At 46.8% G+C, this 14,519-nt stretch carries 12 protein-coding genes and 1 pseudogene; all 13 read left to right on the forward strand.

Annotated features, from left to right (window positions below; all coding sequences use genetic code 11):
* Positions 1-95, forward strand: a 95-nt coding sequence (locus BLT15_RS12065; protein ID WP_143423088.1) for an EF-Tu C-terminal domain-related protein, incomplete at its 5' end; no start/stop codon positions are given.
* Between the two features lie 228 nt (positions 96-323).
* Complete coding sequence (gene rpmG / locus BLT15_RS12070) at positions 324-473, forward strand: 50S ribosomal protein L33 (protein WP_089762158.1); 150 nt, start codon at positions 324-326, stop codon at positions 471-473.
* 53 nt (positions 474-526) lie between these two features.
* Positions 527-733 carry a preprotein translocase subunit SecE gene (secE, locus tag BLT15_RS12075; protein ID WP_234985619.1) on the forward strand — a complete coding sequence of 69 codons (207 nt, stop codon included), beginning with the start codon at positions 527-529 and terminating at the stop codon, positions 731-733.
* A 55-nt stretch (positions 734-788) separates the two neighbouring features.
* Positions 789-1,340, forward strand: coding sequence for a transcription termination/antitermination protein NusG (nusG, locus tag BLT15_RS12080; protein ID WP_089762160.1), 552 nt, complete (start codon positions 789-791; stop codon positions 1,338-1,340).
* Between the two features lie 17 nt (positions 1,341-1,357).
* Positions 1,358-1,777 (forward strand): annotated as a pseudogene (gene rplK / locus BLT15_RS12085) (50S ribosomal protein L11); the annotation flags it as partial.
* Positions 1,778-1,951: 174 nt separating this feature from the next.
* The gene (gene rplA / locus BLT15_RS12090) at positions 1,952-2,659 is read left to right on the forward strand and encodes a 50S ribosomal protein L1 (RefSeq protein ID WP_089762180.1); all 708 of its coding nucleotides are present in this window, start codon (positions 1,952-1,954) and stop codon (positions 2,657-2,659) included.
* Between the two features lie 257 nt (positions 2,660-2,916).
* Positions 2,917-3,435 carry a 50S ribosomal protein L10 gene (gene rplJ / locus BLT15_RS12095; RefSeq protein ID WP_089762164.1) on the forward strand — a complete coding sequence of 173 codons (519 nt, stop codon included), beginning with the start codon at positions 2,917-2,919 and terminating at the stop codon, positions 3,433-3,435.
* Between the two features lie 24 nt (positions 3,436-3,459).
* Positions 3,460-3,834, forward strand: coding sequence for a 50S ribosomal protein L7/L12 (rplL, locus tag BLT15_RS12100; RefSeq protein ID WP_089762166.1), 375 nt, complete (start codon positions 3,460-3,462; stop codon positions 3,832-3,834).
* Positions 3,835-4,273: 439 nt separating this feature from the next.
* A complete protein-coding gene (gene rpoB / locus BLT15_RS12105) occupies positions 4,274-7,522 on the forward strand; it encodes a DNA-directed RNA polymerase subunit beta (RefSeq protein ID WP_089762168.1) in 3,249 nt (1,082 codons plus the stop codon).
* A 33-nt stretch (positions 7,523-7,555) separates the two neighbouring features.
* The gene (gene rpoC, locus BLT15_RS12110; protein WP_089762170.1) at positions 7,556-11,053 is read left to right on the forward strand and encodes a DNA-directed RNA polymerase subunit beta'; all 3,498 of its coding nucleotides are present in this window, start codon (positions 7,556-7,558) and stop codon (positions 11,051-11,053) included.
* A gap of 242 nt (positions 11,054-11,295) precedes the next feature.
* Positions 11,296-11,673 (forward strand): 30S ribosomal protein S12, encoded by a 378-nt coding sequence (rpsL, locus tag BLT15_RS12115; protein ID WP_089762172.1) that lies wholly within the window; start codon positions 11,296-11,298, stop codon positions 11,671-11,673.
* Between the two features lie 85 nt (positions 11,674-11,758).
* Positions 11,759-12,226: a 30S ribosomal protein S7 gene (gene rpsG / locus BLT15_RS12120; protein ID WP_089762174.1), complete on the forward strand. Its 468-nt coding sequence runs from the start codon at positions 11,759-11,761 to the stop codon at positions 12,224-12,226.
* 64 nt (positions 12,227-12,290) lie between these two features.
* Entirely contained in the window at positions 12,291-14,360 is a 2,070-nt protein-coding gene (fusA, locus tag BLT15_RS12125) for an elongation factor G (RefSeq protein ID WP_089762176.1), read from the forward strand.
* The last annotated feature ends 159 nt before the right edge of the window (positions 14,361-14,519 follow it).

Here is a 14,519-nt window from a genome sequence, read left to right on the forward strand (position 1 = left end):
TCACGCCGATAGCGATGGAAGAAGGATTGAGGTTTGCTATCAGAGAAGGCGGCAACACAGTCGGCGCCGGTGTCATTACCGAAATTCTCGAGTAAATCACCGGTTCGAGAGACAGGCCGGGAAATCAGATCTGATTTTAGCCTTCCGCATGTGCGGCTCTGCTGCACATGCTTTTTTATCGTGCTCGTTTTCCTGCTTCAGTTTTTGACTTTTTATTTAGAATATGATAATGTTGTTAAAGTCAGCAGGTGCCTGAACAGCAGTGACGAAGTTTATGGCTGGAAAAAATTGATTTATGATCTAACCACGGGAGGTGGCTTGCTGTGAGAGAGGTTATCACTCTGGAATGTGAAGAATGCAGGAGCAGGAATTATACCAGCAAAAAGAACAGCGATAATGATAGGGACAGGCTCGAACTGAAAAAACACTGTCCTGAGTGCATGGCTCATACAGTTCATAAGGAAACCAAGTAATTTTTTTAAAGTCAAATAGACTGGTGATGGAGAAAATACAGGGGTGAAATTAAGTGCTGTTAAATAAATTGGGATTTATCAACCGGGTTACCGGTTTTTTTAAGAAGGTAAAAAGCGAAATGAAGAAGACCACATGGCCCAACAGAGATGAATTAACTTCCTATACGACGATCGTGCTGCTCACCTGTCTGGCATTGATAGCTTTTCTGGGTGTGGCCGACGTCTTGATCAGCAATATAGTAACTCCTTTCTTTATGTAAGTCGGCAAAAAGATATATCTGAGGCTACGGCCTGCGGTGAGGAGGATTTTATAGTATGGTTGAAATTGAAGGGAGCAGCCGTGAGGAAGCCAACTGGTATGTTATTCATACTTATTCAGGACATGAAAAAAAGGTCAAGACCAACCTGGAAAAAAGAATTGACAGCACCGGGGTTGATGACAAAGTTCATCGAGTTCTGGTGCCTACCGAGGAGAAAATTGAGAGGGAAGATGGCGAGGATAAGGTTGTAGAAAACAAGCTGTTTCCCGGTTATGTTCTGATTCAAATGGAGATGAGCGATGATGCCTGGTATGTGGTGCGCAACACGCCGGGGGTAACAGGGTTTGTCAGCAGCGGGACCAAGCCTTTACCTCTCAGCGCAGATGAAGTCGAACATGTACTGGCCGAAGTCGAATCGAAAGCTCAAAAGATTGAAATAGATCTGGATCCCGGTGATCCTGTTGAGATCAGAGATGGAGCATTTAAGGACAATACCGGGGTGGTCGACGAAGTTTATCCGGAACAGAGAAAAGCCAGAATTTTGGTCGACATTTTTGGTCGCGAAACTCCTGTCGAGCTTGAACTCGATCAGTTTGAGAAAACCTAAAGGAAAGGAGGGATACGATGGCTAAGAAAGTGATAGCTGAAATCAGCCTGCAGATACCGGGTGGACAGGCCAATCCGGCGCCTCCTGTGGGTCCGGCTCTGGGCCAGCATGGAGTAAATATCATGGAGTTCTGCAAAGAATTCAATGCAAGAACCTCTGATAACGAGGGAACACTTATCCCCGTCGAGATCAAGGTGTATGCGGATAGATCCTTTGATTTTATTACCAAATCTCCGCCGGCTTCTGTTCTGCTCAAGCAGCACGCTGATGTCGAAAAAGGTTCTGGTGAACCGGCAAGCGACAAGGTGGCATCTGTCTCCGAAAAAACTCTTGAGGAGATAGCCGATTATAAATGGGAAGACCTAAATGCTGCTGATATGGAGGCTGCCAAGAGCATGATTGCCGGTACTGCTAGAAGTATGGGCATCACAGTAGAATGGGAGGATGGCCGTCATCTCGAGGAGGAAGAGGAGAAAGAGGATGAAAATGAAGTGGAAGAAGTAGAAGCTTAATTTATCCGGTCCTATCATTCGAGCTGGATATCAGGGAAAATCTGGATGAAATATGTGGGAGGAGAACTCTCCGTTATTACCACTGAGGAGGAAATTATTATGAGCAATAGAAGCAAAACCTATCAGGATCAGGTAGAAAAGATTCACCCCGAAGATTCATATGAGCCGGAAGAAGCGCTGGAAACGGTAAAAGAGCTGGCCAGCGCTAATTTTGACGAATCCGTCGAGCTAGCTGTTAACCTGGGAGTTGAACCCAAACATGCTGATCAAAATATCAGAGGTACTGTGGTTCTTCCCAATGGAACCGGCCAGGAAATGACGGTGGTTGTTCTGGCCAAAGGTGAAAAGATCACCGAGGCCGAAGATGCCGGTGCTGATTTTGTTGGGGGCGAAGATCTTGTCGAGGATATAGAGGACGGCTGGCTTGATTTTGATATAGTCATAGCCACTCCCGATATGATGGATGTGGCCGGCCGGCTCGGTCCAATTCTGGGTCCAAAAGGTCTTATGCCTAACCCCAAGGCTGGCACTGTTACTTTTGAAATAGAAGACGCTGTCGAGGAATTCAAAGCTGGCAAACTCGAATACAGGGTCGATAAGAATGGAATCATTCAGCTGCCTATCGGCAAGATTTCCTTTCCTACCGAAGATCTACTGGAAAATTTTCAGGAAATAATGGATATTTTGATCAGAGAGAGGCCAGCAGCTGCAAAAGGAAAATATATTCGCAGCATCCATACTTCATCTACTATGGGACCTTCTCTGAAGATCGACCCGGGTTCGGTAATGTCTATGCTGGGGAGATAATCGAATTCGAGACCAGGGCAGGAAGTCATTATTTTACAAAACTGGATAACAGCCGCCGAAGACAGCAGGGATCCCGCAGTAAAGGGATTTAAACGTCCTGCCGAGGTCGGCCGAAGGCCTGGAGATAAGGATGTGAATCCTTTTTCAGCGCCTGAAAGCCCACCTCCTGCTGTCAGGAGGTTTTTTTATTTGCTCCAAAATTTATAGACTGTCCGACTGTTTTGGCTGTTTTTTCTTAAAGGAGGTGAAGGCTGAAGATGGTTAAACCGGAAAAGAAGGCTGCAGTAGAAGAGCTTAAGGAAAAGTTTGATGAGAGTCAATCCATGGTTTTCACGGATTTTGTCGGTATCGATGTGGAAACTATGACTGAATTGAGAGAAGAGCTGCGTGAGGCTGGCGTGGAGTACAAGGTGGTTAAAAACACCCTGGCTTCGATCGCTGCTGATGAATGTGAGATCGAAGAGATAAAGGAGTATTTTGTCGGGCCAACTGCCATAGCTTTTGGGATGGAGGATGCGGTTTCTCCGGCCCGGGTTATAGTTGATTTCGCTGAAGCTCTCGAAGATCTTGAGATAAAAGGTGGATTTTTGAACAATCAGCTGATCGATCAGGATCGGCTCGAATCTCTGGCGGAAGTGCCCTCGCGTGAAGCCCTTCTGGGCCAGGTGCTGGCCGGGATGCAGTCGCCTCTGACCGGGCTGGTTAGAGTTCTTAATGGAAATGTCAGAGGTCTTGTTCAGGTTCTTAATAGGATCAAAGAACAAAAAGAAGACTAATGAAATCAAAGGAGGATATAAATAATGACTAAAGAAGAAATTATCGAAGCTATCGAAGAGATGAGTGTTCTGGAGCTTTCTGAACTGGTCGAGGAACTGGAAGATAAGTTTGGAGTTAGCGCTGCTGCTCCCGTTGCAGCTGCCGGTGCTGCCGGTGGAGACGGCGGCGGAGATGGCGAAGAAGAAGCTCAATCCGAATTTGACGTGCATCTGGAAAGCGTCGGTGACAAGAAAGTTAAGGTCATCAAGGCAGTCAGAGAAATCACCGGCATGGGTCTGAAAGATGCTAAATCTGCCGTTGATGAAGGCGGCGCCATTCAGGAAGGCATGAGTGAAAAGGATGCTGAAGAGATGAAAGAGAAGTTAGAAGAAGCGGGTGCAACTGTAGAACTCCGCTAAATTTCCCGGGTTTTTAAGCCGCGGACCTCTTCTAAAAATCGATTGAAATAATCATGATCCATCCGTCTCTGTCCAGCAGATCTGCCAGCGGGCGGATGGGTCTTTTGAATTTTTGAACCAGTTTTCTTGACATTGATGAAGAGGTGTGGTAAGATTATATATCGTGGATTGTAAAATAAAAATAGGCGTTTACTGTGGCCAGTTTAATACGTTTTTCAGGAAATGTAATAATAAATGAGCTGAAAATCCCTTTATTATTACATTTTTTTATATTTTATTGGATGATTTTCATAAATACGTCTCTGCTGCAGCAGCTTGCCATTTTCTAAATTAAATCTTTTATACCGGCAGGATAAATCCGGGCTGTTCTGGACGCAGGCGGCCCTCTTCTGTCGGCTAGAGGGACGAGATTAAGTTTAAGTTCACCGGGGGTGCAAAAATGCCAATTACAGACAGAAAAAGTTTTTCCAAGATCGGCAGCGCACAGGAGCTGCCCTATCTCCTTCACATTCAGAAAGATTCTTACAACTGGTTCTGGAATCAGGGTCTGAAAGAAGTTTTTAATGAGATATCACCCATCGAGGATTTTTCGGAGAACCTGGTTCTGGAATTCGTGGACTACAATCTGGGGGAGCCTGAGCATGGAGTCGAGGAGTGTCGCTATCGGGATGATTCTTATTCCGCTCCCCTCCAGGTCAAGGTAAGGCTCATCAATAAGGAGACGGGCGAAGTTAAGGAACAGGATGTTTTTATGGGAGATTTTCCGTTGATGACTGATAAAGGCACCTTCATCATAAATGGTGCCGAAAGAGTGGTAGTTAACCAGCTTGTTCGTTCTTCGGGGGTATATTTTGATGATGAAATAGTTAAGGACGGAAGGCGGTTAATCAATGGCAGCATTATTCCCAACCGCGGGGCATGGATAGAATTTGAATACGATAAGAAGAGAATTATTTCTGTCCGGGTGGATAGAGCCCGCAAAATGCCTTCCACTGTTTTATTCAGGGCGCTGGGTTATTCCAGCGATTCCGATCTGATAGAACTTCTGGGCGATTATGAGGTCATTCATGATACTCTGGAAAGAGATAATACAGATTCGAAAGAGGAAGCTTTGATCGAGCTTTATAAGAAGCTCAGGCCGGGTGAACCTCCCACCGTCGAAAGCGCCAGCAATCTGATTAATTCAATGTTTTTCGATCCCAAGCGTTATGATCTGGCCCGGGTGGGAAGATATAAGATAAACAAAAAACTGGGTCTCGATATTGATCCTGATTATCGACAGCTGGACGAGAAAGATATTATAGAGACAGTTCGCTATCTCATAGATCTTGTTCGGGGAGAAGGCGAAGCTTATATCGATGATATAGATCACCTGAGCAACCGTCGAGTCAAGACTGTGGGCGAACTGCTGCAGAACCAGTTTCGAATCGGTCTCTCGCGGATGGAACGGGTTGTCAGGGAGAGAATGACCATTCAGGATGTGGATGTAGTGACACCTCAGGCTCTGGTAAATACCCGTCCGGTTGTGGCGGCCATTCAGGAGTTTTTTGGCAGCAGTCAGCTCTCGCAGTTCATGGATCAGACCAACCCCCTGTCCGAACTCACTCATAAGCGTCGTTACAGCGCGCTCGGTCCCGGTGGGTTGAGCCGGGAGAGGGCAGGTTTTGATGTCAGGGATGTTCACCATTCTCATTACGGTAGAATTTGCCCGATAGAAACTCCTGAGGGTCCCAACATCGGTTTGATCGGCTCGATAGGAACTTATTCCAAACCCAATGAGTTCGGATTTTTGATGACGCCTTACCGCCGGGTGGAAGATGGTCAGGTTCTGGACGAAACCGAATATCTTACAGCTGATGATGAGGATCAGGCTACTATAGCACAGGCTAACGCCAGGCTGGATGAAGACAACTGTTTTGTTGAGAATAAGATAGCTGCTCGTGAGCGGGGAGAGATAATAGAAACCTCTCCTGATAATATCGATTATATGGATGTCTCTCCGATGCAGATAGTTGGAGTTTCTGCTTCGCTTATTCCATTTTTGGAAAATGATGATGCCAACCGGGCTCTTATGGGAGCAAACATGCAGAGACAGGCTATGCCTCTTTTGAAAACTGACTCTCCCACTGTCGCCACCGGGGTCGAGCATAAGGCTGCCAAAGACTCTGGAGCCGTCGTGGTGGCTAAAAATTCTGGCACGGTCAGCCGGGTCACCGGTGAAAGGATCGTTGTCGAAACCGAAAATGGCGAGGTCGACAAATACGACCTGATGAAGTTTAAACGCTCCAATCAGGGCAGTTGCATGAACCAGAAGCCGATAGTTTCTCACGGTGAAGAAATCGAAGAAGGCCAGATTATCGCTGACGGACCGGCCACTGATGGAGGTGAGCTGGCTCTGGGTCAGAATGCTCTGGTGGCTTTTATGCCCTGGGAGGGTTACAATTTTGAGGATGCGATCTTGATCAGCGAAAGACTGGTCAAAGATGATGTTTATACTTCGATTCATATAGAGGAATATGAAGCTGAAGCCCGGGATACCAAACTGGGCCCCGAGGAGATTACCCGTGATATTCCCAATGTCAGCGAGGACGCCCTCAAGGACCTCGATGAAAGAGGGATTGTGAGAGAAGGAGCTGAGGTCGAGGAGGGCGATATTCTCGTCGGAAAGGTTACTCCCAAAGGAGAAACCGAGCTTTCAGCTGAGGAAAGACTTCTCAGGGCTATTTTTGGCGAAAAAGCGCGCGAAGTGAGAGACACCTCGCTGAAAGTGCCTCACGGAGAAAAGGGCATAGTTATGGATGTCAAGGAATTTTCTCGCGAAGATGGAGACGAGCTCAATCCGGGTGTAAATAGACTTGTCAGAGTTTACGTGGCTACCAAAAGCAAGATCGAGGTGGGAGACAAGATGGCCGGACGCCATGGCAACAAGGGTGTTATCTCCCGCATTCTCCCCGAGGAGGACATGCCTTTCACAGAGGATGGCAGGCCGGTCGATATAGTTCTCAACCCGCTGGGTGTTCCTTCTCGAATGAACATCGGTCAGGTGCTGGAAACTCATCTCGGGCTGGCTGCAGAAGCGCTGGGAATCAAAGTCGAGTCCCCTGTTTTTGATGGCGCCGAGGAGGAAGAAGTCAAAGAATTGCTCGAAGAAGCGGGTTTTTCTAAAGATGGCAAGATGACACTTTATGACGGTCGGACCGGCAAACCTTTTGATCAGCGTGTTACAATCGGCCATATGTATATGCTCAAACTACATCACCTCGTGGATGATAAAATTCATGCCCGTTCAACAGGCCCCTATTCTCTGGTCACGCAGCAGCCGCTGGGCGGCAAGGCACAGTTTGGCGGACAGCGATTTGGCGAGATGGAAGTCTGGGCTCTGGAAGCTTATGGTTCTGCTCATACCCTGCAGGAGATGTTGACTGTAAAATCTGATGATGTTGTCGGCAGGGTAAACACCTATGAATCGATAGTAAAAGGTGAGAATATACCTGAACCCGGCATCCCCGAATCTTTCAAGGTGTTGATTAAGGAGATGCAGAGCCTGGGACTTGACGCTAGAATCTTCACAGAGGATGAAGAGGAGCTGGAGATAGCTGAGAGCGATGAATTGAGCGAAACCAATAAACATCTGGGCCTGGATTCTGAGGTTGAGCAGGACGATTCCAGCGAAGAGGATGGCGAATAATCAAAACTTCCTTTCAGGAAAGGGGAGAGATTCTTGCTGAACGTAAATAATTTTGATTCAATTATGATCGGGATAGCCTCTCCGGATAAGATTCTCGACTGGTCCCGCGGAGAGGTTACCAAACCGGAGACCATAAATTACAGAACTCTCAAACCGGAAAAAGACGGGCTTTTCTGTGAGAGAATTTTCGGCCCGACCAAAGATTTTGAATGCCACTGCGGAAAATATAAACGTGCTCGATATAAAGGTGTCGTGTGTGATCGCTGCGGGGTTGAGGTCACCAGATCGAAAGTCCGTCGGGAGCGCATGGGACATATAGATCTGGCCGCCCCCTGTACCCATATCTGGTTCTTCAAGGGAATTCCCAGCAGATTGGGACTTATCATGGATATGTCACCAAGAAATTTAGAGAAGGTGATCTATTTCGTTTCCTACATCGTACTCGAACCCGGTGATACTCCTCTGGAATACAAGCAGCTGCTTTCAGAGAGCGAATATCGGGAAGCCAGGAAAAAGTATGGTGGAGAATTTGAAGCCATGATGGGGGCTGAAGCTGTCAAAAAGCTTCTGGGTGATATAGATGTTGAGGCTGAAGTTGACGAATTGAAAAAAACCATCAGGGAAAATTCCGGTCAGCGGCGCAAAAGAGCTGTAAGAAGACTTGATGTGATGAGTGGACTCAAAAAATCAGGTTTAAATCCTGAATGGCTGGTTCTGGAAAGAATGCCGGTTATTCCACCTGATCTGCGGCCGATGGTTCAGCTCGATGGAGGTCGCTTTGCTACTTCCGATCTTAATGATCTTTACAGGCGGGTGATCAACAGGAATAACAGGCTCAAGCGCCTCAATGAACTCGGCGCTCCTGAGATCATAATACGCAATGAGAAGAGAATGCTGCAGGAAGCTGTCGATGCCTTAATAGATAACGGACGCCGGGGCAGACCGGTTACCGGAGCCGGCAATCGACCTTTAAAGTCTTTGAGTGATATGCTCAAGGGTAAGCAGGGCAGATTCAGACAGAATCTCCTGGGTAAACGCGTTGATTATTCGGGCCGTTCGGTGATTGTTGTCGGCCCCGAGCTGAAAATGCATCAGTGCGGTCTTCCCAAAAAGATGGCTCTTGAGCTATTCAAGCCTTTCGTTATGAAAGAACTGGTAGATAGAGAGATGGCTCATAACATCAAAAATGCCAAAAAGATGTTGGAAAATGAAGCAGAAGAAGTCTGGGGTATTCTGGAAGAAGTGATAGAGGATCATCCAGTTCTTTTAAATAGAGCTCCAACCCTGCACAGACTTGGTATTCAGGCATTCGAGCCTGTCCTGGTCGAGGGTAAAGCCATAAAACTTCATCCGCTTGTCTGTCCACCCTATAATGCTGATTTTGATGGTGATCAGATGGCTGTTCATGTGCCTCTATCTGTTGAGGCGCAGGCTGAGTCGAGGATTCTGATGCTCTCCACAACCAATCTGCTCTCGCCGGCCGATGGCAGTCCGATAACTGTTCCCTCTCAGGATATGATCATAGGCATATTCTACCTTACTCAGGCTCCTGATGAGGATGTCGAGGAGAGCGAGTACAAGATCTTCTCATCTCAGGCCGAGGCAATTAAGGCTTATGAGACGGGCAACACTTCTTTACATCAGCCGATTAAAACCAGGGTGGGTGATGGCGAGCTGATCGAAACCACTACCGGCAGAGTTATTTTAAATGATGCTTTACCGGATGATATGGAATTTGTCAATTATAAGCTCGATAAAGATAATCTTATCGATCTTATCTCTACTCTCAGCGATCGTTACAATAATGATATAACTTCGGTAGTCCTGGATCGTATCAAAGAGCTGGGCTTTGAGTATTCGACTGTTTCTGGTCTATCGATCGCCATAGATGATGCGGCAATTCCGCCTGAAAAGAAGGAAATTATAGAAGAAGCTGAAAACACAGTCGATGAAATTGAGCAGCATTATAGACGCGGTGCCATAACTGAAGACGAAAAGTACCAGAAAGTTGTCGATATATGGGGTGAGGCTAAAGATGACGTTACCGAAAAGCTGATGGAACACCTCACCGAAGATAATGACATCTATTCTATGGCCACTTCGGGAGCGCGAGGCAGCGTGGCTCAAATTACTCAGCTGGCTGGAATGAGAGGATTAATGGCTGATCCCTCCGGTGAAATTATCGATGTCCCCATTCGTTCTTCCTTCCGCGAGGGACTGGATGTACTTGAATATTTCCTCTCCTCTCACGGAGCCCGTAAAGGCCTGGCTGATACCGCGCTAAGAACTGCTGATTCGGGTTATCTTACCAGAAGATTGGTCGATGTATCTCAGGATGTCATAGTCAGAGAAGATGATTGTGGTACCGATAAGGGCATTGTCGTCAGGGACCTTGGAGCTGAGGACGGCACCCCCATCGAGGAGTTTGAAGAGCGCTGCATCGGACGGCTGGCTGCTGAAGATATTGTCGATCCAGAGACAGGTGAAGTTCTGGTAGAAGAAGATGAAATAATCCGGAAAGATGTCGCTGATGGCTTCAGAGACCGGGGCATCGAAGAGGTTAAGATACGTTCAAATCTGACATGTAAGACCGAACACGGTGTCTGCAAGAAATGCTATGGTAAAAACCTGGCCGATGATCGCATGGTCGAAAAGGGAGAGTCGGTTGGAATAATAGCTGCTCAGGCCATCGGTGAGCCCGGGACTCAGCTCACCATGAGAACATTTCATACAGGTGGAGTTGCCGGTGATGATATAACCCAGGGTCTGCCGCGAGCCGAGGAGCTATTTGAAGGACGTTCTCCCAAAGGCCAGGCAGTTATGACCGCTAAAGGTGGAGAAGTCAAAATAAATGAAAAAGGCAGCTCTATAAGAGTGGTTATTGAAGATGAAGATGGTAAAAAGTCCTATCAAATACCGTATGGATCCAAACTGCTGGTGGAAGAGGGAGATGTAGTTGAGCCTGGCGACAAATTGACGACCGGTCCCATGGATCCCAACAAATTACTCGAGGTCGAAGGGGAAAGGGATACCAATGAATATCTCCTCAAGGAGATTCAGACTGTCTATAGATCACAGGGTGTGGAAATAAATGATAAGCACATCGAAATAGTCATCCGTCAGATGCTCAAGAAGGTCAAGATAAAAGAAGCAGGAGATACCGATCTGCTTCCCGGCAGCCTGGTCAATAAGTTTGAATTTGAAGAAGCCAACCAGGAGGCGATCGAAGAAGGCCTTGAACCGGCAACCTGCGAGCCAGTTCTGCTCGGCATAACCAAGGCTTCGCTCAATACTGAGAGCTTCCTGTCGGCTGCATCATTTCAGGAAACCACACGTGTGCTGACCGAGGCTTCGCTTGAGGGTAAAAAAGATGATCTGCGCGGCCTCAAGGAGAATGTCATAATCGGTCAGCTTATTCCTTCCGGAACCGGCATGAAAAGATATAGATCTGTAGAAATTGCTAGCGAAGATGGTGAGGAACTGGAAGATATGCTGGAGGTAGAAGAACTGGAAGAAGCCGGAGTTGAATAACAGTTGACAACGTCAGGCAAAGGTGTTAAAATGTCTTAGTGTGTGTGAATAGGGTCATTTGACCTGCTTTGAATATCTGGCAGGACAAAAGTGCTATTTTTCAGGAACTCAAAACAGTCAGGGCATAAAATTTTCGGTCTTGATTTTTTGCCGGGTTTTTATGCCCGCTGTTACTATCTTTTTAGCCATGCTATATATTCTATTTAAAAATTTTAATTCCGGGGAAGGAGGTGGAGTCAGGTATGCCAACTATCAATCAGCTGATTCGCAAAGGAAGAGAAGACGTAAAAAAGAAGACGACTGCTCCGGCCCTCGAAGGCTGTCCTCAGAAAAGAGGAGTTTGCACCAGAGTTTACACTGCTACGCCTAAAAAGCCTAATTCTGCTCTGCGCAAGGTTGCCAGAGTCAGATTGACCAACGGTAAAGAAGTGACAGCTTATATTCCCGGCATAGGTCATAATCTTCAGGAACACTCGGTTGTGCTGGTCAGAGGCGGTAGAGTCAAAGACCTGCCTGGAGTGCGGTACCATATTGTTAGAGGCGCACTCGACACAGCTGGAGTTGAAGATAGAAAACAGGCTCGTTCTAAATATGGTGTTAAAAAACCCGATGATGAGTAATTTATATATATTTGTTTTTCAGGATATTTAAATCTGAACTGATTTTGCGGTCAGCCGAATAAATTAGTTAAGAGGGGGGACACTTATGCGAAAAGATCGAGCGGAAAGAAGAGAGATCAAGCCCGATCCTGTGTATGATGAAGTCGTGGTTAATAGATTGATCAATAAAATAATGCTCGATGGAAAAAAATCTCTGGCCGAACAGAAAGTTTATAAGGCCATGAATCAAGCGGCAGATGAAGTTGATGATGATCCAGTCGAAGTAATCAAGCAGGCTCTGGAGAATATCATGCCTGCTCTGGAAGTCAGGTCACGCAGAGTCGGTGGATCGAGTTATCAGGTGCCAATAGAAGTTGATGAGAATCGCAAGCTCAGTCTGGCACTCCGCTGGTTTGTTGAAGCGGTTCGTTCGCGGGGAGAAAGAAACCTGGAGGAAAGAATTGCAGGTGAACTTCTCGACGCGTACAATAATTCCGGTGGAGCTGTTAGAACCAAAGAGGAAGTGCATCGCCAGGCAGAGGCAAATAGAGCTTTTGCCCACTATAGATGGTAATAAAATACAGATGATGGTTGCAATATAACCATCCTGTCAGTTTAGTCAGTAAGGAGGGAGTATTATGGCCCGACAATTCCCATTGAAAAAAACAAGGAATATAGGAATTATATCGCACATAGATGCCGGTAAGACCACCACCACAGAGCGCATTCTCTACTACACCGGTAGAGTCCATAAAATGGGAGAAACTCATGATGGGGCCGCCGTAATGGATTTCATGGAACAGGAGCAGGAGAGAGGAATTACCATTACCTCTGCTGCTACTACCTGTCAATGGCGTGAACATCGAGTAAATATTATAGACACGCCCGGCCACGTTGATTTTACCGTTGAGGTAGAAAGATCTCTGCGGGTGCTTGATGGAGCAATAGCACTGTTTTGCTCAGTAGGTGGAGTTGAACCACAGTCAGAAACTGTCTGGCGGCAGGCCGATAAGTACGGTGTGCCGCGCATCGGGTTCGTGAACAAGATGGACCGAATGGGAGCTGATTTCTTTCGAGTTATAGATATGATGAAAGAGAGGCTGGGAGCCAATGCTGTTCCTATACAGCTTCCTGTAGGCACCGAAGACGAATTTAAAGGTGTTATCGATTTAATAGAAATGGATGCTATTATATATCATGATGATCTCGGAGTAAATTACGAGCGCTGTGAGATCCCTGATGAATATAAGGAGCAGGCAGCCGAAAAACGAGAAGAGCTTCTGGAAAAGCTTTCAGAAGAGGACGATGAGTTGATGATGAGGTATCTTGAAGATGAAGAGATCAGCGCAGAAGAAATAACCGAAGTTCTGCGCCAGGCGGTGCTGGATGTCAGCATAGTTCCGGTTATGTGTGGCTCTGCTTTTAAAAATAAAGGAGTGCAGATGCTGCTCGATGCTGTTGTAGATTATCTGCCTTCTCCTACCGATGTTCCGCCCGTGGAAGGTTTCCATCCGGAAACCGAGGAAGAGCTCACCCGGGAAGCCGATGACGATGCTCCGTTTTCAGCTCTGGCCTTTAAAATAATGTCAGATCCCTATGTGGGCAAGCTGGCATTCTTTAGAGCTTATTCAGGCGTGCTGGAATCGGGCTCCTATATATATAACTCGACTTCTGAAGAGCGGGAAAGAATCGGTAGAATTCTTCAGATGCATGCCAATCATAGAGAAGAACGCGAGAAAGTTTATGCCGGTGACCTGGCAGCTGCTGTGGGTTTGAAGCATACCACGACCGGCGACACCCTTTGCGATGATGAAGATCCGATTATACTTGAGTCCATGGACTTTCCCGAGCCTGTTATTTCGGTGGCTATCGAACCCAAAACCCAGGCCGAGCAGGATAAACTGAGCGAGGCTCTGCAGAAGCTGGCGGAAGAAGACCCCACTTTTCGGGTTAAATCCGACGAAGAAACCGGACAGACACTGATTATGGGAATGGGGGAGCTCCATCTGGAAGTTATTGTTAACAGACTTCTGCGCGATTTCAATGTCGATGCCAATGTCGGCCAGCCGCGCGTCTCCTATCGCGAGACAATAACCGAAAGAATCGAAGACGTCGAGGGCAAATTTGTTCGTCAGAGCGGCGGTCGAGGTCAGTACGGTCATGTGATTATGGATGTTGAACCTCTCGATGAAGGTGAAGGTTTCGAATTTGAAAATGATATTTTTGGGGGCGCCATCCCTAAAGAATATATCCCTTCTGTAGAGGACGGCATCGAAGAAGCTATGGAAAATGGTATCACAGCCGGTTATCCGGTCGTCGACATCAAAGTAACACTAAAAGATGGCAGCTACCATGAAGTTGACTCTTCGGAGATGGCCTTTAAAATCGCCGGCTCTATGGGCTTCAAAAAGGCGGCAGAAAGGGCCAATCCTGTTATCCTCGAGCCCATGATGGAAGTTGAAGTCGTTACACCCGAGGAATACATGGGAGAAGTCATTGGAGATCTTAACGGGCGCAGAGGGGAAGTTCAGGGCATGGATCAGCGCAATAATGCACAGGTTGTTACCGCCCTGGTACCTCTGGCAGAGATGTTCGGATATGCTACAGATTTGAGATCCAAAACTCAGGGCAGAGCAACCCATACCATGCAGTTTGCTCATTATGCTCAAGCTCCTAAGAGCATCGCCGAGGAGATCAGGGAAAAATAAAGAGCTGAGTTTAACTGTCTAACATCCGATAGGATATCTTGATAATACGATTATATTAATCTCACAAAGGAGGATGATGAGGATGGCAAACAAGGAGAAGTTTGAAAGGACGAAGGAGCATTTAAATTTAGGTACGATAGGGCATGTAGATCATGGGAA

Source organism: Halarsenatibacter silvermanii, from assembly GCF_900103135.1.
GTDB classification, from domain to species: Bacteria; Bacillota; Halanaerobiia; order Halanaerobiales; family Halarsenatibacteraceae; genus Halarsenatibacter; species Halarsenatibacter silvermanii.